Below are 23771 nucleotides of genomic sequence, written 5' to 3'. Positions count from 1 at the left end.
AGTTCATTTAAAAATTGCGAAAGTAGCTCAGGGGTAGAGCATCACCTTGCCAAGGTGGAGGTCGTGGGTTCAAATCCCATCTTTCGCTCTGATGATATAAAAATACCAATTTGATTACAGTCTGTAATCAAGATGCTGAAGTGGTGGAATTGGTAGACACGTTGGACTTAAAATCCAATGTCCATTAGGACGTACGGGTTCAAGTCCCGTCTTCAGTACAGATGAAAAGTCGAAACGAAAGTTTCGACTTTTTTTGTTTTAAAAAATAGCCAAAAACAATCTTGATTTGCCTCTATTGCAAAATAAATTTTGAAAAAGAGTATTTTGGTTATACCTTTTTCTTTTAAAATAGAACTATTTATGACAACACTCAAAGAATTAGCCGCACTTTTAAATATTTCCGTATCTACGGTTTCAAAGGCGTTAAATGATAGTCATGAAATTAGTGAAAAAACAAGAATACGTGTTAAGGAATTAGCAACGAAACTTAATTATAAGCCCAATAGAATAGCACAACAGCTTAAAAATAATACATCTAAAACTATAGGTGTAATACTTCCAACAGTTACAAATCCTTTTTTTGCTGAAGTTTTACATGGTATTGAAATGGCAGCAACAAATAATAATTATGATATTATCGTTTGTCTTTCTAATGAAACCTTACATAAAGAAAAACGAAGCCTTAGCTTATTGTCTAATGGAAGTGTTGATGGATTTATAATTGCTGTAGCAAGAGAAAGTCAAGTAAAAAATCAGACAGATCATATAGAAGCTATTATAAAAAGTAAGATTCCTGTTTTAATGTTTGATCGGGTGGTTAATGGTATTGAGTGTAATAAGGTAATTGTAGATGATTTTCAATCGGTATATGAAGCTACTAAACATTTAATAGTTAACGAAAAACGTAAGAACATTCTTTTGGTTAGTAATATTGAAGAACTTAGTGTTGGTCAGCTCAGAATAAGTGGGTACTCAAAAGCTTTAGAGGATTATAAGTTAACACCTAATATTTTAAAGTTAGATAACGCCGTTGATATTGAGGTTGAAAAGAAAATATATGCATATTTAAAGGACAATACATCTATAGATGCTATTCTGTCTATAGATCATATTACTGGGATTGTAGCAATTAATATGGCTAAAAGATTGGGGAAAGAAATTCCAAAAGATTTATCTGTAGTGGGATTTGGTTATGACCATACCCAGTTATTATCAAGTCCTAAAATTTCAATTATTCACCAAAAAGCACATAAAATTGGAGAAATGTCTACTAAGTTGTTAATAGATAGCGTTAAAGATCAAACTCTTAAAACGCAGACTATTGTTGTTCCAAGCGAACTTAAATTAAGCGAGTCTACAAAGTAAATTTTAAAATAAGGCACAAAAAAAGCCTGATTTTTATCAGGCTCTTCTTATGGGTTTAAAAGGATATTAGTTTCCTTTAACTTTATCTGCAGCTTTGTTTACAGCATCAGTACCAGTCTTTTTAGCTTTGTCAACTGCATTTGCACCAGCTTCTTTAGCACCATCAACGGCATCTTTAGCAGCATCTTTAACGTTGTCAACAGCATCACCAGCAGCATCTTTTGCGCTATCTACTGCATTACCTGCGGCATCTGTCGCGTTGTCTACTGCATCACCTGCAGCGTCTGTAGCGTCGTTCACGCCATCTTCTATAGCATCACCGGCATCTTCTAAAGCGTCACCAGCATCATCAACAGCATCTTCAATTGCGTCACCAGCATCTTCTAATGCATCTCCTGTAGCGTCAGCAGCGTTTTCTACTGCGTCTTCAGCTTTATCAGCAGTTTCTCTACAAGATGTAAATGACAATCCTAATACAGCAACAAGTGCTAAACTTAATACAACTTTTTTCATTTTAATAGTTTTAGTGTTAATTTATGTTAATGCACGAAAATAGCAATTTAAGCGAATTAATAATATAATTTGCCGATTTTTTCGACGCGCATCTGTGCTATATACGTTTAGATTATTGGTTTTGGACTTTTTTTAGATAAATTTTTACAAATTTGTGTGACAGAACTCTTCCGTTAGTTGATATTTTAATAATTTTTTATTTGTACTTCTTTAAAATAGAATACCTTCAATGTTTTAGAGTTTAAGTTGTCAATAGGAAATGGCAGTTATTGTAAAATCTTTGATTTATAATTGAAACTTTATAATTTTAATGAAAACACAACTTTTTAACCCAATAAAGCTTACTTAATATTGAAATTAAATAAAGATACCGACCTTATATTGTGGGCACAGCTTAAAGATGGTGATATTGATGCTCTAGGAGGTTTGTACGACTTGTTTATTGATGAGTTATTTAGTTATGGTGTGCAGTTTTGTGCAGATAAGACTGTTGTAATGGATAGTATTCACGATGTGTTTTTAAATCTTTATAAGTACAGAAAAAATTTAGCCAATACAGATCAGGTAAAGTATTATTTATTTAGATCGTTAAAAAATCAAATTATAAGTTCTTTAAAAGGAGAGCTTTTAGATCAGGCTTTTATGTTTAATGATGATGTGTATATCAATAAATATTCAAACTCTATTGAAGAAGAAATTATAGAAACAGAATTTAATAACGAGCAAACCTATAAATTATCTAAAGCTATAAATTCACTTAGTAAAAAACAACGTAAAGGCTTGTTTCTAAGATTTACAGAAGAACGCGATTACGAAGAGATTGCTCAAATTATGAATGTTTCAGTTCAAACTTCACGAACCTTAGTGTATAGAGCAATTAAAACGCTAAGAAAGAATATGTTAGTTGGGGTGTTTTGTATTCTTAAAACATTTTTTTAAAATTTCTTATATTTTTTTGTCTATGGATTGTCTATTCTCTACTTATTAAGGTAAAGAAGCTATAAATATTTATATAATACTCAAAGATAGCTTTAGCCTCAATAAGTCGTACAAGAGAATGAAAGATAATAAATCTAATATCAATTTTAGTCAGATTTCTAAGGAAGAGAAATCTAAATTAAAGCACAGAATAGAACGTTCTGTGTACACTTATGCTCAAAAAAGGCGTATAAAAAAGTATGCCTTTCGATTTGCAGCTGCGTCAATACTATTGCTAGTTTCTATAGGAATTTTTAATCATCAAAATCAAACGGATTCACCAATTGAAAGTTTCGTTAATTCTTCAACAAGTGATCATCAGACCAATGAAGTACAACTGATATTAAACGACAATAAAAACATTGAAATAACAGATGAAAATTTAGAAATAATCTATTCTAATAATGGTGAAAATGTAGCTATCGGAAAATCAAAATCTGTAAATCAAAAACTTGAAGAATCAAAAGAAATGGTCTTCAATACTCTAATTGTGCCTTACGGAAAACGCTCAGAAATTGTATTGTCTGACGGCACTAAAGTGTGGATTAACTCTGGTTCTAAATTAATATTTCCTGCAACATTTTTAAAGGGAAATAGAGAGGTGTACCTTGAAGGAGAAGCAATTTTTGATGTAACACATAATAAGCATCAACCTTTTATTGTAAAATCAAAAAATCAAGATATTGAAGTTTTAGGAACCGTTTTTAACGTGAGTAATTATGACGATGATGATGCTGTTTTTACCATACTTAAAAGTGGAAGTATAAATCTTCATTATAAGAATACTAATTTGTTGTCTTCTCAAAGTGAATTAAAAATTACACCAAATACACTGGCTACCTATCATAAAGAAGCAAAAACGATTCATACTGAAACAGTAGATGTCGAAACTTATTTTTCTTGGCGAGATGGTGTTTTTATCTTTAAAAATGATGCTTTAAAAACGATAATGAAAAAGCTGTCGCGTTATTACAATGTTGAAATTTCTATCACTGATAAAGACTTAGCGAACCAAACATTTTCGGGATATTTAGATGTGAATCAAGATTTAGAACATGTAATGCAAATCATTAAAGAAGCAGAATCTTCTCAATTCAATTATCAATTAACAACCAATAAAAAACTAATTATTAACTAAAAACCAAATGATTTGAAGTAAAACCGAACCAAAAAAACTAGAAGATGCGCCAACATCCTCTAGCTAAAAAAATCAATACAACTGTATTAAACAGCAATATTAACCACTAAAACAAAATTATGAATAAAAACGAGAACCTTTATGCTTTGCGAAGCGTAAAATCTTTAAGATACAATTTGGTAAATATTATGAGAGTCTTTCTACTATTAATAACCATTGGTCTGAGTTCTGCTTTTGCAAATACTACAATTGCACAGACAAAAATAGATGTAAACGTAAAGAACGTAACGTTAGAGGAACTATTTAGGGATATACAGAGTAAAAGTGAATTTATATTTTTTTACAAAGACAATGTTCTAAAATATAATGTGACCTTAAATGTGAAAAATGCATCTGTTACTACCATTTTAGATTCAGCACTTAAAGGTACCAATCTTACTTATAAAGTAAACGACAGACAAATAGTTGTTAAGGAAAATCTTAGTAGCTTAGACCAAGGACGTCACATAAAAACAAACCAACAAGAAAAAACCATTACAGGTAAAGTTCTTGACGATACTGGTAATCCTTTAATGGGGGCTACAGTTCAAGTCAAAGGCACAAATATTGGTGTTGCTACAGATTTTGATGGTCATTTTAGCTTAACAGTTTCAGAAAACACAACAACTATTGTGATTTCGTATTTAGGTTTTGCTACTCAAGAAATTGATATTACCGATAAAACCACAGTTGAGGTAAAAATGATAGCAGATAGTGCTGCCTTAGATGAGATTGTTATTATTGGCTATGGTTCAGAACAAAAATCATTGTTGAGTGATGCCGTGTCTTCTATTAAATCCAGTTCAGTTAAGGATTTACCAATTCCTTCTGTAGATGGTCTTCTTCAAGGTCAGGCCGCAGGTGTACAAGTGCAACAAAATTCAGGAACACCAGGCGGAGAAATGTCGGTAAGAATTCGTGGATTAAGTTCAATTAGTGGCTCTAATCAACCACTTTATATTATTGATGGTATTCCCGTAACTTCAGGAGATTTTGGTCGTATTGGTTATTCTGGTCAAGGGGCAAGTGCGCTTTCAGATTTAAACCCAAGTGATATTGAATCTATAAGTGTTTTAAAAGATGCGTCTGCAACTGCTATTTACGGAGCTAGAGGGTCTAATGGTATTGTATTAATTACTACAAAACGTGGTAAGGAACAAAAATCTATAGTTAGTGTTAATGTATATTCTGGTGTGCAACAAGCATGGAATAAATTAGATATGTTAAACGCTAGAGAATGGATGGAATACAGAAACGATTTGGCTGGAACAACTGTTTTTACTCCAGAAGATATAGCTAATAACACTATAGATACCGATTGGCAAGACGTTATTTTTAGAACAGCTTCTATTAATAGTTATGAAGCTTCTGCAAGAGGAGGTTCCGAAAAAACACAATATTTTATTAGCGGAACATATTTAGAACAGGAAGGCATTTTAATAGGGACAGATTATCAACGTGTTAATGCACGTGTTAATGTCGATCATCAATTGTCAGATAAAGTTAAAATAGGAACAAGTATAGGTTTAACACATGCTAAAACAAATCGAGTTGAAAGCGATCAAACTTTGCATGGTCCATTACCAAACGGTATTTCTACTCCTGCCATTTATTCGGTTTATAACGAAGATGGTTCTTACAACCAAAGTGGACCTTATTCTAATGCCGTGTCAATTGCAAACGAAGCCATCAATCAAAATTTTTCATACAGAACGAACTCTAATGTGTATTTAGATTGGGATATTATTGAAGATTTAACTTTTACCACAAAATGGGGAGTAGATTTTTTAAATTTTAGAGAACATGCTTATGAATCTACAAAAACAGTTCAAGGAGCAAAGTATAATGGCTTAGGATTTGAAACGTATTCTAATGTGTCTAACATTGTATCAAATAACCTTTTAAAATATAAAAAGAAATTTAATAAACATAAATTAGAAGCTTTGGTTGGTTATTCATTTGAAAAATACCAATACAGATCGTCTTTTATTCGAGGTCAAGATTTTGCCGATGATAATTTAGAATATATTAGTTCGGCAGCAACAATTGTATCTGCTACAGCTAATGCGTCAGACGAAGGTATAAGATCGTATTTAGGGCGATTAAATTATAATTACGATGATAAATATATTGCTTCTATTACAGGTCGTTTTGATACTTCTACAAAATTTGGTGAGAATAACAGAACCGGATTTTTCCCTGCAGCTTCATTAGCGTGGAGAATAATTCAAGAAGATTTTTTACAAGATCAAGATCTTGTTTCAGATTTAAAATTAAGAGTGAGTTATGGACTTACAGGAAACGATGATATCAGTCCGTTTTTATTTTCAGAGCTATACGGAAACACCTCTTATGACGGTCAGCCAGCAATTTACCCAAGCAATATTCCTAACCCAGATTTAAAATGGGAAAGTACAGCACAATTTAATGTTGGTATTAATGTAGGTTTGTTTGAAGACAGAATTACATTAACTGCCGATTACTACAACAAACAGACCAACGATTTATTATTAAGTAGACCTTTACCATCAAGTTCAGGGTTTTCTTCAATAACCGAAAATGTAGGTAAAGTAGAAAATAAAGGTATTGAGTTATCTATAGCAACACAAAATTTTATTGGAGAAGATTTTACATGGAATACGCAATTCAATATTTCAGGTAACAGAAATAAAGTGTTAGAGCTTTATAACAATCAACCAATTGATGATATTGGTCGAGGTGGAAATAGAATTATGGAAGGGCAGCCTATTGGTATTTTCTATAGTTATAAGTCTTTAGGTGTAGATCCTTCAACAGGAGATATTGTTTATGCAGATACTAATTTTGATGGTGAGATTACTTCAGATGACAGAACAATTGTAGGTAATCCGCATCCCGATTTTATTTATGGTATAACCAATACATTCACTTATAAAGGTTTTGATGCTTCAATATTCTTACAAGGATCTTATGGAAACGATGTGTTTAATGGTTCTAGATTATTCTTAGAGTCTTTACAAGGTGGAGATAATCAAGTTGCAGATATAACAAGGCGTTGGCAGCAACCAGGTGATATTACTGATATTCCTAGAGCAACAACAGATCCTATTGCATCTGCACAGAACAAACGTGTGTCGTCTCGATTTATTGAAGACGGTTCTTATTTAAGAGTAAAAAACGTAACCATTGGATATACGTTAGACAAAAGCATTATGGAAAAAACCATGTTTTCTAGTCTACGAGTATATGCAAGTGCACAAAACTTATTCACGTTTACCAATTATTCTGGCTTAGATCCAGAAGTGAATTATAGAGGTGATGATAACTCTGTTATAGGAACAGATTTCTTTACCTATCCACAAGCGCAAGTATTCACATTAGGTGTTAATTTAAAATTTTAAATCATGAAGAAGATCATTTATATAACCTTAATTTTAGTTACAGCTTTATCGTGTGAGGTGCTAGAGGTAAAACCTCAAAACTCGGTACCAGCAGAAGATGCCTTTAAAACAAAAGAAGATATAGATAAAGGTATTTTAGGAGCTTATGCGTCGTTTCAAAGTCTAAGTTATTACGGAAGAACGTTTAGTATATTTTCAGATTTAGCTTCAGATAATTTATCGCACCCAATTGATGCTACAGCAACAGAATATGCAGAAGTTGATAACAACAGCATTTTGCCAGAAAATGGATCTGTAGATGGCATTTGGAGTATTGCTTATGATGGAATTAACGTTGCAAACAACGTGATTGATAAAGTCCCATCTATTGCAAACATGACAGAAGAAGAAAAGAATGTCGCTTTAGCAGAATTGTATTTTATTAGAGCTTTAAATCATTTCAATTTATTAAACTATTTTGGAGGAGTTCCTATTAAAGTCACACCAACGGTTGGTACAGGAAATTTAGATGTACCAAGAAATAGTGTCGAAGAAGTTTATAGTCAAATTATAAACGATCTTATTTTTGCTTCAGATTACCTACCTCCTTCTACGAATAAAGTAAGAGCATCTAAATATGCAGCAAAAGCCTTATTGGCAAAAGTATATTTATATAAAAAGGATTATCCTCAGGCTAAAACATTAGCTTCAGAAGTTATTGCAGACGGAGGTTATACGCTTTTACCTAATTATAGCGACATTTTCGCCGATGATGAATCGGCAGAGTCTATTTTCGAAATTTCATTTTCACAGTTGGAAAGAAACCGTATTTCAGAATATAATTTTCCAACAGCGCTTAACGGAAGACGAGAAGTAGAGCCATCTCAAGATTTATTAGATGCTTATGAAGCAAATGACGAAAGATTTAATGCCAGTTTAGCTTTTGAAGGAGATCAAGCATATGCCATAAAATACGATGATTTAAGCTTGGGAGCAGATAACTTTATTGTTTTAAGACTAGCAGATATGTATTTGGTAAGAGCAGAAGCAGAGGCCAATTTACCAAGTCCAATAGTTTCAGCAATACAATCGGATATTAACGACATACGATTACGAGCCAATTTACAACCAACATCAGAATCTGGGATTCCACAATTACAACGAATCATTGAAAAAGAAAGACGTATAGAGTTTGCTTTTGAAGGGCAACGTTGGTTCGATTTGGTAAGAACAGATCGCGCCATAGCTGTTTTACCAAATGTGACTAGTACAAATCAAACACTTTTTCCAATTCCTACAGACGAAATACAAACTAATAACCATTCTGGAATGGTTCAAAATCCAGGATACTAAAAACTATCGATCATGATTAAAATAAATTTTATGAAAACTAATTTTTTAAGCTACATTTTTATAGCCGTTTTATCGTTTACATTTTTTACTTGTGAAGAAGATGATCCATTACCACCACAATCGCAAGCAGAGTTTACAGCTAGCGCAACCGAAGTTGCCGTTGGTGAAGAAATACAGTTTACCAACAATTCGCAAAATGCTACTGCTTATGCGTGGAGTTTTGGAGATGGTACAACGTCTAATCAAGTTTCGCCTAGAAAATCATACGATACTAGTAATGTCTTTTTAGTAAGTTTAGTATCTACAGGAGCTGGAGGTTCTACAATTTCTAATATGGAAATTACAGTAACACCTGCCGCATCTTTTATGGTTGAAGATGAAGAAACCCTTATAGCAACGATTCCTGTACAATTCACTAACACGTCTATTAGTGCAGATAGTTACTCTTGGTCGTTTGGAGATGCAGATAATTCAACATCTACAGAAGAAAATCCATTGTTTGCATTTCCGTCAGCTGGTACATTTACGGTAAGTTTAACTGCAAGTTCAGCGTACGGTTCGCAAACGGTGACAAAAGAAGTTGTAATTGGTGAAGCTCCAGAAAACCCAGCCGAACTATATTATATGGCAATCGGAGATGAGTATATAAGAAAACTTATTTTAGATGGTCAAGGAACGGTTGAAGATGTGTACAATGCCGTTGGAAAAGGTGGTGTTGGCATGGCTTACGATGCCGTTAATGAAAAATTATACTTCAGTGATTTTGATACAACTCCTTTTGGAAATATATGGAGAATGAATCTTGATGGTTCTGGTATCGAAGCTATTGCATCAAATATTGACGATCCTTACGCCATTACATTAGATGTTGCAGGAAATAAAATTTATTGGGTAGATGATGCTGGTAATGTATCCAAAGCAAATTTAGATGGTTCTAGTGCAGAAATTGGATTCTTCTCAATGACAGGAGTGTCTTGGAGAGCAATTTCTTTAGATGTTGAGAATAACAAAATGTACGTGTATGATGCTAATATTGAAGAGATCTACGAAGTTAATTTAGATGGCACAGATCCAAATGTTATTATCACAGGCAATTATGGCTACGCTATTTTAGTAGACACCGTAAACGACAAAATTTATTTTGATGATCAAAATGAAGAATTATTAAAAGTAGCCAATTTAGATGGTACCAATATTCAAACAATTGATGACGGAGGTTCTAGAATCTACGGTATGCAAATCGATCATGAAGCAGGTAAATTATATTGGTCTGGTCGTGATTCTGGGGAATTATACTCTGCTAATTTAGATGGTACAGATAAGGTCGTTTTAAGAACAGGAATTTCAAGTCCTAGAGGAATTGCATTAATAAAATAAAACTTTAAAATAATGAAGAACTTAATTTATATAGTGGCTCTACTGCTTACCGTTGGGATGTTTCAGTCGTGTTCCGATGATGATTATCCTGTGCCACCAGCAAGTACAGTACCTGAGTATAGTTATACCATAGATAACGACGAGTTTGCTCCTGCAACCGTAACATTTACCAATAATTCTATTGTACCAGAAACCGTAGGTTCTGTAACCTATTATTGGAATTTTGGTGATGGACAATCCACTTCAGAAGAAAATCCAACACATCTATATACAGAGCCAGGAGCTTATAATGTGAATTTAGTTGTTGCAACTTCTGAATCCTTAGAAATAAATGAAATCACAAAAACCATTGTCATCAGAGACCCAAGTGCAACAGGAGTGCCTATTTATTTTACAGATGGAGCTCAAGTTTATGAAGGTTTAATTAATTCGCAAGCACCAATTTTTACACCATTAAGTGGAGTTGCGGCGCAATCGTCTTATGGGATGGTAATGGATAAAGTAAATCATAAGCTCTATATAAGTGATTATGGAGCAGATAAAATTTACAGATCTAATTTAGATGGTAGCGATTTTGAAGAGTTTAGAGTCGGAGTTGATTCTCCTAATGGAATGGCGATTGATTACCAAGACAACCAATTATATTGGGATACTAGCTCAGGAATTCAAAGAGGTAATATTGATGATTCTGATGTGAATCAGGTTGAAGATTTTGTTACAGGACAAACTAATGATCCCGATGGGCTTTCTATAGATTTAGTGAATAGAAAACTGTATTGGATTAACTACAATGGAGGTGTTTGGGTTAAGAATTTAGATGGTACAGGAGAGGCTGAATTAATACCAGCTATAGAAGGAGGAAGTATTTTAGTTGTTGGTGATAAAATTTTCTATGATGAATATGTTGCTTCTGGTGACATTAGATTAAAATCAGCAAATTTAGATGGTACTGGAATTTCAACTTTAGCAGTTAATATTGGTCGCGTTGTTTACGGAATTGGTTACGATGCCAATGACAATAAAATTTATTGGGGAGATCGTGCTACAGATGTCATGATGCGTGCTAATTTAGATGGTTCTAGCCCTGAAGCATGGTTTACACATTCAGCTGATACTAGAGGAATTGTTATAGGAGAATTGGAGTGATATGATGTTAAAAAGAATAGTACTGCTTAGTCTATTTTTAGGGTTTACAATTCAAAGTTGTGCTCAAAATTTAGATGCAAAAGGAAAGCTATTTATCATAGGTGGTGGTTCAAGACCAGCATCTATGGTAGATCGTATTGTTAAAGAATCAGGAATAGATAAGGAAGGCTACGGTATTGTGTTACCAATGTCTAGTTCTATACCAGATTCTTCAGCATATTATGCAACTAATCAATTTTATAAGTTAGGAGTTAATAATGTTTATGGTTTAAATTTTGTTAAAGACGAAGTGTTAACCGTTTCAAAATTAGATTCCATCCGAAACGCAAAATTGATTTATATTTCTGGGGGCGATCAAAATAAATTTATGGATATCGTTCAAGGTACAGCAATTGAAGTTTTAATTCACGAAGCTTATGAAAACGGATCTTTAATTGCTGGAACAAGTGCGGGAGCTGCCGTCATGAGTGAAATGATGATTACAGGAAGCGAGCTTAAACATCCAGATTATTCTTCTACCTTTAGAAATATTGAATCTGAGAATATTGAAATAAAATCAGGATTAGGATTAATAACCAACATTATTGTCGATCAGCATTTTGTAAAACGAAGTCGATATAATCGTTTATTAAGTGCGGTGATTGAATATCCAGAAATAGCAGGAATTGGTATTGATGAATCCACAGCAATTTTAATATCTGGAAAAACGATGGAAGTGGTTGGTGAATCTCAGGTCGTCGTTTTTACAAATCCAGATAAATCAAAAACCACATTTAATGATAAACTTGGAGCTCATGGCCTTATAATGAACTTATATTTACCAGGAGAAACTTTCAAAATAGATTAAACATGATTTTAAAATCCAATTATAAAAATTCACTTTTCATTGCTGTCTTATGCGTTTCGCTTTTAGGTTTTTCTCAAAATAATAGAAAAGAGAAAAACATTATAAAAGCGGTAGATAAACATACGGAAAACGCTATTGAGTTGATTAAGAAAACAGTCAATATCAATAGTGGCACCATGAATTTTGAAGGTGTAAAAGAAGTGGGAAAACTCTATCAAAAGGAATTAGATAAATTAGGGTTTAAAACCGAATTGACTAATGGTGATGCTTATGGTAGAGCAGGACATTTAATTGCGACAAGAAAAGGAAAAAAAGGCCCAAAATTTTTAATGATAGGTCATTTAGATACTGTTTTTGAGTTAGATAGTCCTTTTCAAGACTACACCATGCTTAATGATTCTATCATGAAAGGACCAGGCGTTGCCGACATGAAAGGTGGTGACGTTATCATCATTTTAGCCATGCAAGCTTTACACGACGCTGGACTTTTAGATGATATGTCTATAGAAATTGTAATGACAGGCGACGAAGAAAAGAGTGGTGACCCTTTAGAATTGTCTAAAAAAGCTTTAATCGATGCCGCAAAACGCGCAGATATTGCTTTAGGCTTTGAAAATGGCGATAACAACCCAAAGACAATAGTGGTTTCAAGAAGAGGTTCTGCAGATTGGCAACTCAAAGTAACAGGAAACCCTGCGCATTCTTCTCAAATTTTTACAGATGCTATTGGTTCAGGTGCTATTTATGAAACATCTAGAATTTTAAATGAATTTTACGTTCAGTTAGCCAAAGAAAAAGATTTAACCTTCAACCCAGGATTCATTATTGGAGGTACAACATTACAACCCGATGAAGATGGAACGGGAGGACATGCTTTTGGAAAATCTAATGTGGTATCTCAAGAGGCTATTGTTCGTGGAGACTTAAGAGCCGTATCATTAGATCAACTGATTAAAGCTAAAGCCACAATGAAAAAGATAGTTTCTGAAAATTACCCAAAAACGAAGGCCGAATTAACCTTTTCAGCAGGTGCATATCCACCATTAACCAAAACAGATGGAAATGTGAAGTTGTTAGAATATTATAATACCGTAAGCGAAGATTTAGGTTTTGGATCTGTCACAGCTGTAAATCCAAGAAATGCTGGTGCTGCAGATATTTCGTTTACTTCAGAATATGTAGATATGGCAATTGATGGTTTAGGGCTTACAGGAGGTGGAGACGACCACACAATTAATGAAACCGGAGATTTAAATACGGTAGCAACACAAGCAAAAATAACTGCAGTTTTGATGTACAGGTTAGTGAATTCTAAATTGAAATAGGTATTAGGCATGAGGTATTAGGGATTAGGTTGAAAGCATTCATTTTAAGAAGAATATTAAATAAGAACACATGAAAAAAATTACCCTATTATGTTTGTTGAGTTTACAAATTGGATTTGCTCAAGATTATACAGAATATCATACAGGAAGTAATGCAGATGCTATTACTAATCATGAAGCAGGAGTTTGTTTAATGGGTGGGGCTGTAGAACAAGAAGATGCTATGATTTGGTTTTTAAATAAAGCAGACGGAGGAGATGTTGTAGTCCTTAGAGCATCAGGAAGCGATGGTTATAACGATTATTTTTATACGGATTTAGCATCAGATTTAAATTCACCAATTAATTCAGTAACCACATTTGTTATCAATAACGTTGCTGGCGCTACAGATCCTTATGTGTTACAAAAAGTAGCTAATGCAGAAGCCATTTGGTTTGCTGGTGGAGATCAATACGATTATGTCAGTTATTTTAAGGATAATGCTATGGAAGATGCGCTAAATACCTTTGTAAATACCAAACAAGGAGTCATTGGTGGTACTAGTGCTGGTTTGGCTATTTTAGGAGGTAACTATTTTTCAGCACAATACGGAACCTTGTCTAGTGAAGTCGCTTTAAGTAATCCATACCATCCAAGAGTCGCTATTGGTGAAAATGATTTTTTAGATATACCAAATTTGAATAATCTGATTACAGATTCGCATTACGACAGCCCAGACCGAAGAGCAAGACATAGTGTAATGTTGGCCAGAATTGCAACAGATAATGGCACACGTTCTTTTGGAATAGGCTGTAATGAATATACCGCAGTGTGTGTTGAACCAGATGGTAAAGCATACGTGTATGGAGAGTATCCTGCTTACGATGAGTATGTTTATTTTTTACAAGCTAATTGTACCACAGATTTTGAGCCAGAAACCTGCGTGTCGGGTTCGCCTTTAACCTGGAATAGAGGAGGAGAAGCCATCAAAGTTTACAAAGTCCCAGGAACAGAAACAGGCGTGAATTATTTTGATCTCTCAGATTGGGAAACAGGCAGTGGAGGAGAATGGAGAAATTGGTCTATAGATAATGGTGTCTTTACATCAGTAGCTGGTACTAATCCCCAATGTTCTTTATCTGTTTCAGAATTTGAAATGGCAAAAATTAAAGTATATCCTAATCCGTTTGTAGATACCATTCAAATAGAATCTGATGTTGTCTTAAAATCAGTTCAACTTATTGATATTTTAGGAAATACAATTCCCGTAAAATTACAGTCCGATATGACTATTAATGTGACATCATTAAGTTCTGGAATTTATTTTATACAATTGAAGAGCGATGCAGCTACTCAAGTTGTAAGACTTGTGAAGAAATAGAAAGCTTGAGGTGTATTTATTTGTAATAATGGACTTATTTAATGCTGAAATAGATGCTAATCTTTTACCATTTGATGGAGAAGTTAATTATTACGGCTCCATAATGACTGTTGAAACAGCACAAGAATATTACAAAAAATTACTTGAACATATTGATTGGGAGAATGATAAAGCAATCATTTTTGGAAAACTAATTATTACGAAACGAAAAGTAGCTTGGTATGGAGATCAACCATTTAGTTATACCTATTCTAAAACTACAAAATCGGCATTACCTTGGAATAAAGAGCTCTTAGAACTCAAGCAAATGGTAGAAGCCAAAACAGGAGAAACTTTTAATTCATGCTTACTTAATTTGTACCACAGTGGAGAAGAAGGTATGGCTTGGCATAGTGATGGTGAAAAGGATTTAAAAAAGAATGGAGCCATTGCGTCCTTAAGTTTTGGTGCAGAACGTAAATTTTTATTTAAACATAAAGCGACTAAGCAAAACGTTTCTGTTCAGTTAGAAAAAGGCAGTTTGTTGGTGATGAAAGGATCTACTCAAACCCATTGGTTACATCGCTTACCTCCAACTAAAAAAGTAAAAACACCAAGGATTAATTTAACGTTTAGAACTATAGAATATTAATTAAGATTCTAAATAAGCCATAATTTTTAAAACAGCGCCAGTATTAGAGTCTATAAAAGATTTAGTAATATCACCTTGCTTTTTTCTCAATATAGCATCAGTAATTAAAGCGCTTAAAGAAGCGTTAAAGGCTGAAGAACTTGCCAAACTAGTAACTCCTCCTAAATTAATAAGTTCTTTAGCTTCAGGAAACTTGTCGTAGTTCTTTCCAATAAGAATTGGAATACCAAAAACAGCAGGTTCTAGTATATTATGCAAACCAGTTGTTCCTGCGCCTCCACCAACATAAGCCATATCTGCATAGCTATAAGCTTTGCTTAAATACCCAATGGTGTCTAAAACAAAGACTTTATAATGGGCTAAATTTTGATGTTCAGTTAATTCTGAATAACAAATGGTTTTTACGTTTAATTGTGATTTTAAAGAAGCCACATAACTAGGCTTTATATTATGTGGAGCAATTACAAACTTTACATCTGCATTAGTATTAGAATTTATGAAATCCATATATAATTTATCATCATCTGGCCAAGAGCTTCCAAAAACCACACATAATTTGTCGTTTTTAAATTCTTCAATAAAAGACACTGTATTGTCAACTTTTAATTGATTTGAAACTCGATCAAATCGTGTGTCGCCAGAAACAGAAACAGTATTATACCCAATACGATGAAGTAATGTTTTAGAGTTTTCGTCTTGTGTAAAAATATGATTGAACGCAAACAGCGCAGACTTTGCATAACTGCCATACCATTTAAAAAAAATGTGATCTTTTCTAAATACAGCAGAAATTAAAATCGCTTTTAGGTCACGTTTTTTAATTTCATGTAAAAAATTAGGCCATATTTCATATTTTACAAATAGTGTGTAATCGGGATTTACTAAATCTAAAAAACGTTTGGCATTTGTTTTGGAGTCAAGTGGAAGGTAAACTACAACATCGGCAATTTTTGCATTTTTTCTAACCTCATAACCAGAAGGCGAAAAGAAAGATAGTACGACTTTGTAGTCAGGATGCTTAGCTTTTAAAGCTTCAAAAACAGGTAAACCTTGTTCATATTCGCCAAGAGAAGCACAATGAAACCAAAAGGTTTTGTCTTCTGGTGTAATGGTTTTTTTAAGTTTTGAAAAGGTGTTTTTTCTGCCAATAACTCCCTGTTTCAATTTAGAATTGAATAATGAAGCAATTGTAATAACAAAATTTGCTAAGTAAATTCCTATGGAATAGAGTCCTTTCAAAAAAAAGATTTGTGCTAAAATACATTTCTTTCAATTAAAAGCATTGGCTCAGCCATTACAATTTTGTATTTTCGCTTAGAGCCTTTGGCTTTTTTTATTATACACTAAAATGTAGTCTTTAGAATGAAAAAAATACAAATGGTTGACCTTCAGAGTCAATACGCAAAAATAAAAGATGTTGTAGATCCATCGATAGCAGAAGTGATGGAAAGTGCTGCATTTATCAATGGACCTAAAGTACATCAATTTCAAAAAAATCTTGAAGATTACTTAGGAGTTAGAAATGTTATTCCTTGTGCTAATGGTACAGATGCTTTGCAAATCGCCATGATGGGCTTAGGCTTGCAGCCTGGAGATGAGGTGATAACAGCCGATTTTACGTTCGCAGCCACTGTTGAGGTTATTGCATTATTACAATTAACTCCAGTTTTAGTAGATGTGAATCCCATAACGTTTAATATTGATGTCGCTGCGATTGAAAAAGCAATTACACCAAAAACTAAGGCTATTGTGCCAGTTCATTTATTTGGACTTCCGGCAGAAATGGATGCCATTATGGAATTAGCGAAAGCACATAACTTATACGTCATTGAAGATAATGCGCAAGCTATTGGCGCAAGTTATACACATAGCGATGGTAGTAAAACCAAAGCAGGAGCTATAGGGCATGTAGCTTCTACGTCGTTTTTTCCATCTAAAAACTTAGGTTGTTATGGAGATGGTGGCGCCATCTTTACTAATGATGATGATTTGGCTCATAAAATTAGAGGTATCGTAAATCATGGAATGTACGAAAGGTATCATCATGATGTGGTTGGTGTAAATTCACGTTTAGATTCTATTCAAGCCGCTGTTTTAGATGCTAAATTACCGCATTTAGATAGCTACAATACAGCCAGACGAAACACAGCAAGAAAATATAATGAAGCTTTTAAAGATCATCCTAATATTGTAACTCCAACAGGTTTAGAGCATGGAGATAGTAGTGATGATCATGTTTTCCATCAATATACACTTAATTTAAAAGGAGTAGATAGAGATGCTCTTGTAGCACACTTACAATCAAAAAATATTCCATGTGGAGTGTATTATCCAATTCCGTTGCACAGACAAAAAGCGTATATGGATGAGCGTTATAACGAATCAGATTTTCCAGTTACCAATGCCTTAATCCAATCTGTGATTTCACTTCCAATGCATACAGAACTTGATGATGAACAAATTGAATTTATCACGAGTACAGTTTTAAATTTTATACAGACAAATAAATAATATGAAGATTTTAGTAACAGGCGGTTTAGGTTTTATTGGGTCGCATACCGTTGTTGAATTACAAAACGAAGGCTACGAAGTCGTAATTATAGATAATTTATCCAATTCTTCAATTGAAGTTTTAGATGGTATCACTGCTATTACGAATAAAAAGCCACATTTTGAAAAATTAGATTTAAGAGTAAAACAAGACGTACAAGACTTTTTTAAACGTCATAATGATGTTGTTGGAGTCATTCACTTTGCCGCAAGTAAAGCGGTTGGAGAAAGTGTCGCTGAACCTTTAATGTATTATGAAAATAATATTACAACTTTGGTTTATATGCTTCAGGAATTAAGTGGTTTAAATACTAAGAATTTCATTTTTAGTTCATCATGTACGGTTTATGGTCAAGCAGATGAATTGCCAATTACTGAAAATGCACCTGTTAAAGTTGCAGAATCTCCTTATGGAAATACAAAACAAATAGGTGAAGAAATTATTAGAGATGTCTGTAAAGTAAATGGAGATGTTAATGCTATTGCTTTACGTTATTTTAATCCTATCGGAGCGCATCCTTCAACAGAAATAGGGGAATTACCTATTGGAGTGCCGCAAAATCTAGTGCCTTTTATTACGCAAACGGGAATTGGTATACGAGAACAATTATCTGTTTTTGGAGGAGATTACCCAACGTCAGATGGTACTTGTGTTAGAGATTATATTCACGTGGTAGATTTAGCAAAAGCGCATGTACTGGCTTTACAGCGATTATTGAATCATAAAAACGATTCTAATTTTGAGTTTTTTAACTTAGGAACAGGAAAAGGAAGTACAGTTTTAGAGGCTGTTCAGTCTTTTGAACGCGTTTCTGGGAAATCTTTAAATTATAAAATTGTAGATAGACGCGAAGGAGATGTCATTTCGGCTTATGCTGAAACGTCCAAAGCCAATAAGGTTTTAGGTTGGAAAACCGAATTGACCTTAGACGACGCAATGGATTCTGCTTGGAAATGGGAACAAAAAATAAGAACTAAATAATTATGAAAACTTTACTTGGGATTTTAGTATTGCTCTGTACAGTAACACTTACGGCACAGAACACGTATTTACACTGTGGAAAATTGATAGATACAAAATCAGGTAAAGTACATAAGAAGAAAACTATTGTTGTTTCTGGCGATAAAATAATTTCGATTGAAAATGGCTATATAAATCCAACAAGTGCAGAAGATATCACAGTAGATTTAAAGTCTAAAACGGTCATGCCAGGCTTAATAGATATGCATGTTCATATTGAAGGCGAAACGAGTCCAAAAGCTTATCTTAATAAATATACCTTGAATGATGCAGATGTAGCTTTTAATTCTACAAATTATGCGAAAGTCACCTTAATGAGTGGTTTTACAACGGTTAGAGATTTAGGAGGTTCTGGAGTAAATATAGCATTAAGAAATGCTATAAACGCAGGAAAAGTTGTTGGTCCAAGAATTTTTACAGCAGGTAAATCATTAGCAACGACAGGTGGTCATGCCGACCCAACAAACGGATCTAGTAAAAATCTTATGGGTGATCCTGGTCCAAAGGAAGGTGTGGTTAATGGTGTTGAGGATGCGAAGAAAGCAGTAAGACAACGGTATAAAAACGGAGCAGACTTAATTAAAATAACAGCAACAGGCGGTGTTTTGAGTATGGCTAAAAGTGGACAAAATCCACAATTTACTGTCGAAGAAATAAAAGCAATTTGTGAAACAGCCAAAGATTATGGCTTTCATGTAGCTGCACATGCACATGGAGATGAAGGGATGCAACGTGCCATTTTAGGTGGAGTAAAAACGATTGAGCATGGTACTTTAATGAGTGATGAAACTATGGAGCTTATGAAGAAGCACAATGTTTATTTAGTGCCAACCATTACAGCAGGTAAGTTTGTGTCTGATAAAGCAAAGATTTCGGGTTATTATCCTGAAATTATTGTTCCTAAAGCTTTAAATATTGGACCAAAAATTCAAGATATGTTTGGTAGAGCTTATAAATCAGGTGTGGGAATTGCCTTTGGTACTGACGCTGCTGTATTTTATCATGGTGATAATGCTAAAGAGTTTGGATATATGGTTGAAGCAGGAATGCCTGCAATTGAAGCGCTTCAAAGTGCAACAGTTACCAATGCTATGTTGTTACAAATGGAAGATAAAATTGGACAAATTAAACCTAATTATTTAGCAGATATTATTGCTGTAAACGACGATCCAACAATCACAATTTCTACCATGGAAAACGTCACTTTTGTAATGAAAAACGGCATTATTTACAAAAAATAGCCCATTTTAAGCGAAATTTTGATTATTGAATGTGTAACCCTTAAGCTACAACGATGCGAATATGTTAATTGTTGTAGTGTCTGATTTTCAATATGATAATATCAAAAGGAGTTAACCCTGTTTTAACATTCATTTCTTGGAGTTGGTCATCAATCTTCGTTGCTTTGCAGTGAATGATAATTGAACAACATGAAATTGATTAGTATTAAAAGAGAGACCAAAACAGAAGGTCGCTTCACAAAAAAAATGGGTGTATTACAGACTAATGTCACCTACATCAAAAAGCAATTTTTAAGTATACCTTACAAAACACTTCACAAATATCGTGAAACTTATTATGGTGAAATTAAAGATTGCGAAGATTGTAAACTAGCGCGTTAAGCAATCTTTTCTTTTTTCTTGCTGTTAAAAACACCACTGAATAGTAACATTACCATTCCTATGGTAACAGACATATCAGCAACATTAAAGATTCCTGTTTTAAAAACACCGCCTAAATCAATAAAGAAAAAGTCAGTGACTTCACCGAAAACAATTCGGTCAAAGACATTGGCTATACCTCCTCCTGCAATACAGCAAAAGGCAATAAGGCTTAATCTGTCTAATTCTTTAGTTTTTAAAATATAATATATCACATAAGCTAAAACAAGGGTTGGTAAAACTAACAAGAAGATTAACCTAAGCGTAGGATTCATATCACTTCCCATACCTAAAAAAGCTCCTTTATTTTCTACCCAAATGAGTTGAAAATAATCTTGTATAACATTGATTTGGCCTTTACCTCCTTTAATCATTGTTGTTCTAACAATTACTTTAGAAATTTGATCAATGGCAATATTAAAAGCTATGAGTAATACAATAAATAGTGATCTGTTCAAAGTAATTGGGTTTAGGAGTTAGTTTCAAAAGTAGCTGAAGCCGTTTCTGCTTCTCTGTGTATTTTCTTTACTAAGCCTTGTAATACTTTTCCAGGTCCTACTTCTGTAAAATGTGATGCACCATCAGCAACCATTTGCTGTACCGATTGTGTCCAACGAACAGGAGCTGTTAATTGTGAAATTAAATTGGATTTAATCTCATTTTCATCTGTTATAGCAGACGCTGTTACGTTTTGATATATTGGGCAATTAGGTTTACTAAATGTTGTATTCTCTATGGCAGCAGCCAATTCTTCGCGAGCAGGTTCCATTAATGGAGAGTGAAATGCTCCACCAACAGGTAATACCAAAGCACGTCTTGCACCAGCTTCTTTTAATGCCTCACAAGCTTTATTGATGGCTTCTACCTCGCCAGAAATTACTAATTGACCTGGACAATTATAATTTGCAGGAACTACAACTCCTGCGATAGTTTTACAGATGTCTTCAACAACGGTATCTTCTAAACCTAAAACGGCAGCCATAGTGCTTGGTTGCAATTCACAGGCTTTTTGCATGGCTTGTGCACGTTGTGATACTAATTTAAGTCCGTCTTCAAAAGTTAATGCTCCAGCGGCAACTAATGCAGAAAATTCACCAAGAGAATGACCCGCAACCATATCCGGCTTAAAGCTGTCTCCAAGTGTTTTTGCTAAAATTACAGAGTGTAAAAAGATAGCAGGTTGAGTGACTTTAGTTTCTTTTAAATCTTCAGCAGAACCTTCAAACATAATGTCTGTAATATTAAAACCAAGTATATCATTGGCTTTTTCAAATAATTCTTGTGCTAAAGGTGAGTTTTCGTAAAGGTCTAATCCCATTCCTGAGAATTGAGCACCTTGACCTGGAAATATATATGCGTTCATTTGTGTTTCAATTTAAGATGCAAAAATAGGAATAATATCTTGAAATTGAATTAAGATTGCGTTGCTGATAGAAACAGGAATAAAGACTGTTTTAACTTCATTGGAACAATTATATCGTATACGTAATTCTAAACACATGCAGCTTCAGCACAACGCTCACCATCCATAGCTGCAGAAATAATACCTCCAGCATAACCACCACCTTCTCCACAAGGAAACAAATTAGCGATTTCAGGATGTTCTAAAGTTTCTGTTCTTGGAATGTTTACAGGTGAAGATGTACGAGATTCTACACCAATAATATTAGCCTCTTTGGTATAGTAGCCTTTCATTTTTTCGCCAAATGCTTTAAAGCCTTTGCGTAAAGATCCTCCAATTATTTTGGGTAGTAATGAATGCAATGGTGCCGATTTTAAACCTGGTTGGTAAGACGTTTCGTTTAAGCTTGAAGACAATTTGCCTTCTACAAAATCCGTCAACCTTTGAGCAGGAGCAGATTGTCTACGTCCTCCAGCAGTGAAGGCTAAACGTTCCAAGTCTTTTTGATATTCTAAGGCTTTTAAAGGGCCGAAATGTTCGTATTTATAAAGATCTTTATCAGCATTAATTTCTGTGACAATACCTGAATTGGCAAACTTATTATTTCGTTTGGAAGGAGACATCCCGTTAACGACAACTTCACCATTGGCTGTGGCTGCAGGAACTATAAATCCACCAGGACACATACAAAATGAATACACACCTCTGTCATTCACTTGTTGTACCAAACTGTATGAAGCTGCCGGAAGTAACTCGTCGCGTTGCTCACCTTTACAATGGTACTGAATACCATCAATGATGTCTTGCGGATGCTCTACACGCACTCCCATGGCAAATGATTTTGCTTCTAACTTTATCTTCTTATCATTTAACAAATAGAAAATATCCCTTGCAGAATGACCCGTCGCTAGAATGACTTTTTCAACATCGAGTTCATTGTCATTGTTAAGCTGAATAGCCACAATTTTATTGTTCTTAATCGTGAAATCAGTCACACGCGTTTCAAAATGCACTTCACCACCAAACTTGATGATATTCTCTCTTATATTTTGAACCACTTTTGGTAGTTTATTGGTTCCGATATGTGGATGGGCATCAACTAAAATTTGATCTGTTGCTCCGTGATACACTAGGTTTTCAAAGATTCTTCTAACATCTCCACGTTTTAAACTTCTGGTGTACAATTTACCATCAGAATAAGTTCCTGCACCACCTTCACCAAAACAGTAATTGGAATCTTCGTTTACAAAATGATCTTGGTTAATGGCTTTTAAATCACGTCGACGATCTTGTACATTTTTACCGCGTTCTAATACAATAGGCTTAAAACCCAACTCTATACAACGTAATGCGGCATACATACCTGCTGGGCCAAAACCTATAATATGAATAGGCTTTGCGTTAGAGACATCTTTATAATCAAAATGATAATCTGAAGTTTCAGGTACAGGTTCATTGATGTAAACTTCAACTTTATAGTTGAACATAATATTGCGCTTACGTGCATCAATCGATTTTCTAAGAATTTTAATTCCTGAGATTTCGGAAGATTTCATTCCCAAATCATAGGCCGCTTTATTAAGCAAACCATCGGGTTGTCTTTCTTGCTGTAAATTAATGCGTAGTTGTAAGGCTTTTATCATGTTGCAAAATTAAAGAAAAGAAATGTTATCAAAATTTTAAAATAGCACTAAGTTGTAATGTTA

Annotated in this window: 20 protein-coding genes and 2 tRNA genes; 17 read left to right on the top strand and 5 right to left on the bottom strand. The window is 34.0% G+C overall.

The annotated features are described in order from the left end of the window. The first annotated feature begins 16 nt into the window (after positions 1-16). From VDP25_RS06115 to VDP25_RS06105, 3 genes are all read left to right on the top strand, one after another. A tRNA-Gly gene (locus VDP25_RS06115) sits at positions 17-88 on the top strand. A gap of 46 nt (positions 89-134) precedes the next feature. Continuing rightward, positions 135-218 (top strand) — tRNA-Leu (locus VDP25_RS06110). A gap of 142 nt (positions 219-360) precedes the next feature. Continuing rightward, positions 361-1365: a LacI family DNA-binding transcriptional regulator gene (locus VDP25_RS06105; protein WP_334467859.1), complete on the top strand. Its 1005-nt coding sequence runs from the start codon at positions 361-363 to the stop codon at positions 1363-1365. A gap of 66 nt (positions 1366-1431) precedes the next feature. Here the strand turns inward: VDP25_RS06105 and VDP25_RS06100 are convergent, their stop codons facing one another. After that, entirely contained in the window at positions 1432-1878 is a 447-nt protein-coding gene (locus VDP25_RS06100) for a hypothetical protein (protein ID WP_334467857.1), read from the bottom strand. 351 nt (positions 1879-2229) lie between these two features. On the opposite strand from VDP25_RS06100, the gene VDP25_RS06095 reads away from it, so the two are divergent. From VDP25_RS06095 to VDP25_RS06050, 10 genes are all read left to right on the top strand, one after another. Further along, positions 2230-2817 (top strand): RNA polymerase sigma factor, encoded by a 588-nt coding sequence (locus VDP25_RS06095; RefSeq protein ID WP_334467855.1) that lies wholly within the window; start codon positions 2230-2232, stop codon positions 2815-2817. A gap of 118 nt (positions 2818-2935) precedes the next feature. After that, entirely contained in the window at positions 2936-3994 is a 1059-nt protein-coding gene (locus VDP25_RS06090; protein ID WP_334467852.1) for a FecR family protein, read from the top strand. 119 nt (positions 3995-4113) lie between these two features. Further along, positions 4114-7413: a TonB-dependent receptor gene (locus VDP25_RS06085; RefSeq protein ID WP_334467850.1), complete on the top strand. Its 3300-nt coding sequence runs from the start codon at positions 4114-4116 to the stop codon at positions 7411-7413. A gap of 3 nt (positions 7414-7416) precedes the next feature. Continuing rightward, positions 7417-8745, top strand: coding sequence for a RagB/SusD family nutrient uptake outer membrane protein (locus VDP25_RS06080; RefSeq protein ID WP_334467848.1), 1329 nt, complete (start codon positions 7417-7419; stop codon positions 8743-8745). Positions 8746-8775: 30 nt separating this feature from the next. Next, positions 8776-10122, top strand: coding sequence for a PKD domain-containing protein (locus tag VDP25_RS06075; protein WP_334467846.1), 1347 nt, complete (start codon positions 8776-8778; stop codon positions 10120-10122). A 12-nt stretch (positions 10123-10134) separates the two neighbouring features. Further along, positions 10135-11268, top strand: coding sequence for a PKD domain-containing protein (locus tag VDP25_RS06070; RefSeq protein ID WP_334467844.1), 1134 nt, complete (start codon positions 10135-10137; stop codon positions 11266-11268). Position 11269: 1 nt separating this feature from the next. After that, positions 11270-12115, top strand: coding sequence for a cyanophycinase (locus tag VDP25_RS06065; RefSeq protein ID WP_334467842.1), 846 nt, complete (start codon positions 11270-11272; stop codon positions 12113-12115). Between the two features lie 2 nt (positions 12116-12117). Beyond that, the gene (locus VDP25_RS06060; protein WP_334467840.1) at positions 12118-13440 is read left to right on the top strand and encodes a M20/M25/M40 family metallo-hydrolase; all 1323 of its coding nucleotides are present in this window, start codon (positions 12118-12120) and stop codon (positions 13438-13440) included. Positions 13441-13510: 70 nt separating this feature from the next. Beyond that, positions 13511-14800 (top strand): T9SS type A sorting domain-containing protein, encoded by a 1290-nt coding sequence (locus tag VDP25_RS06055; RefSeq protein WP_334467838.1) that lies wholly within the window; start codon positions 13511-13513, stop codon positions 14798-14800. A 28-nt stretch (positions 14801-14828) separates the two neighbouring features. Next, complete coding sequence (locus VDP25_RS06050; protein WP_334467836.1) at positions 14829-15431, top strand: alpha-ketoglutarate-dependent dioxygenase AlkB family protein; 603 nt, start codon at positions 14829-14831, stop codon at positions 15429-15431. Here VDP25_RS06050 and VDP25_RS06045 read toward each other — a convergent pair whose 3' ends face one another. After that, complete coding sequence (locus tag VDP25_RS06045; RefSeq protein WP_334467834.1) at positions 15432-16670, bottom strand: 3-deoxy-D-manno-octulosonic acid transferase; 1239 nt, start codon at positions 16668-16670, stop codon at positions 15432-15434. It lies immediately after the preceding gene. A 123-nt stretch (positions 16671-16793) separates the two neighbouring features. On the opposite strand from VDP25_RS06045, the gene VDP25_RS06040 reads away from it, so the two are divergent. From VDP25_RS06040 to VDP25_RS06025, 4 genes are all read left to right on the top strand, one after another. Further along, a complete protein-coding gene (locus VDP25_RS06040) occupies positions 16794-17942 on the top strand; it encodes a DegT/DnrJ/EryC1/StrS family aminotransferase (protein WP_334467832.1) in 1149 nt (382 codons plus the stop codon). A gap of 1 nt (position 17943) precedes the next feature. Continuing rightward, the gene (galE, locus tag VDP25_RS06035) at positions 17944-18963 is read left to right on the top strand and encodes a UDP-glucose 4-epimerase GalE (protein WP_215928405.1); all 1020 of its coding nucleotides are present in this window, start codon (positions 17944-17946) and stop codon (positions 18961-18963) included. Positions 18964-18965: 2 nt separating this feature from the next. After that, positions 18966-20243, top strand: coding sequence for a metal-dependent hydrolase family protein (locus VDP25_RS06030; protein WP_334467828.1), 1278 nt, complete (start codon positions 18966-18968; stop codon positions 20241-20243). A 189-nt stretch (positions 20244-20432) separates the two neighbouring features. Beyond that, a complete protein-coding gene (locus tag VDP25_RS06025) occupies positions 20433-20624 on the top strand; it encodes a hypothetical protein (RefSeq protein WP_334467826.1) in 192 nt (63 codons plus the stop codon). Here the strand turns inward: VDP25_RS06025 and lspA are convergent. The 3 genes from lspA to VDP25_RS06010 form a co-directional block, all read right to left on the bottom strand. After that, a complete protein-coding gene (lspA, locus tag VDP25_RS06020; protein ID WP_334467824.1) occupies positions 20621-21121 on the bottom strand; it encodes a signal peptidase II in 501 nt (166 codons plus the stop codon). The genes VDP25_RS06025 and lspA overlap by 4 nt on opposite strands. Positions 21122-21132: 11 nt before the next feature. After that, on the bottom strand, positions 21133-22026 hold the full coding sequence (fabD, locus tag VDP25_RS06015) for an ACP S-malonyltransferase (RefSeq protein ID WP_334467822.1): 894 nt from the start codon (positions 22024-22026) through the stop codon (positions 21133-21135). Positions 22027-22154: 128 nt separating this feature from the next. Continuing rightward, on the bottom strand, positions 22155-23708 hold the full coding sequence (locus tag VDP25_RS06010) for an NAD(P)/FAD-dependent oxidoreductase (protein ID WP_334467819.1): 1554 nt from the start codon (positions 23706-23708) through the stop codon (positions 22155-22157). Positions 23709-23771 lie beyond the last annotated feature (63 nt).

This window comes from Winogradskyella sp. ECml5-4, from assembly GCF_036903175.1.
Lineage (GTDB): Bacteria > Bacteroidota > Bacteroidia > Flavobacteriales > Flavobacteriaceae > Winogradskyella > Winogradskyella damuponensis.
This window is presented reverse-complemented; position numbering and strand designations above follow the sequence as displayed.

What these genes read in the sequence shown, in the direction of transcription:
- VDP25_RS06105 (WP_334467859.1), top strand. Translation starts at nt 361, where the DNA reads ATGACAACACTCAAAGAATTAGCCGCACTTTTAAATATTTCCGTATCT.
- VDP25_RS06100 (WP_334467857.1), bottom strand. Translation starts at nt 1,878, where the DNA reads ATGAAAAAAGTTGTATTAAGTTTAGCACTTGTTGCTGTATTAGGATTG.
- VDP25_RS06090 (WP_334467852.1), top strand. Translation starts at nt 2,936, where the DNA reads ATGAAAGATAATAAATCTAATATCAATTTTAGTCAGATTTCTAAGGAA.
- VDP25_RS06085 (WP_334467850.1), top strand. Translation starts at nt 4,114, where the DNA reads ATGAATAAAAACGAGAACCTTTATGCTTTGCGAAGCGTAAAATCTTTA.
- VDP25_RS06080 (WP_334467848.1), top strand. Translation starts at nt 7,417, where the DNA reads ATGAAGAAGATCATTTATATAACCTTAATTTTAGTTACAGCTTTATCG.
- VDP25_RS06075 (WP_334467846.1), top strand. Translation starts at nt 8,776, where the DNA reads ATGAAAACTAATTTTTTAAGCTACATTTTTATAGCCGTTTTATCGTTT.
- VDP25_RS06070 (WP_334467844.1), top strand. Translation starts at nt 10,135, where the DNA reads ATGAAGAACTTAATTTATATAGTGGCTCTACTGCTTACCGTTGGGATG.
- VDP25_RS06065 (WP_334467842.1), top strand. Translation starts at nt 11,270, where the DNA reads ATGATGTTAAAAAGAATAGTACTGCTTAGTCTATTTTTAGGGTTTACA.
- VDP25_RS06060 (WP_334467840.1), top strand. Translation starts at nt 12,118, where the DNA reads ATGATTTTAAAATCCAATTATAAAAATTCACTTTTCATTGCTGTCTTA.
- VDP25_RS06055 (WP_334467838.1), top strand. Translation starts at nt 13,511, where the DNA reads ATGAAAAAAATTACCCTATTATGTTTGTTGAGTTTACAAATTGGATTT.
- VDP25_RS06050 (WP_334467836.1), top strand. Translation starts at nt 14,829, where the DNA reads ATGGACTTATTTAATGCTGAAATAGATGCTAATCTTTTACCATTTGAT.
- VDP25_RS06040 (WP_334467832.1), top strand. Translation starts at nt 16,794, where the DNA reads ATGAAAAAAATACAAATGGTTGACCTTCAGAGTCAATACGCAAAAATA.
- galE (WP_215928405.1), top strand. Translation starts at nt 17,944, where the DNA reads ATGAAGATTTTAGTAACAGGCGGTTTAGGTTTTATTGGGTCGCATACC.
- VDP25_RS06030 (WP_334467828.1), top strand. Translation starts at nt 18,966, where the DNA reads ATGAAAACTTTACTTGGGATTTTAGTATTGCTCTGTACAGTAACACTT.
- VDP25_RS06025 (WP_334467826.1), top strand. Translation starts at nt 20,433, where the DNA reads ATGAAATTGATTAGTATTAAAAGAGAGACCAAAACAGAAGGTCGCTTC.
- fabD (WP_334467822.1), bottom strand. Translation starts at nt 22,026, where the DNA reads ATGAACGCATATATATTTCCAGGTCAAGGTGCTCAATTCTCAGGAATG.
- VDP25_RS06010 (WP_334467819.1), bottom strand. Translation starts at nt 23,708, where the DNA reads ATGATAAAAGCCTTACAACTACGCATTAATTTACAGCAAGAAAGACAA.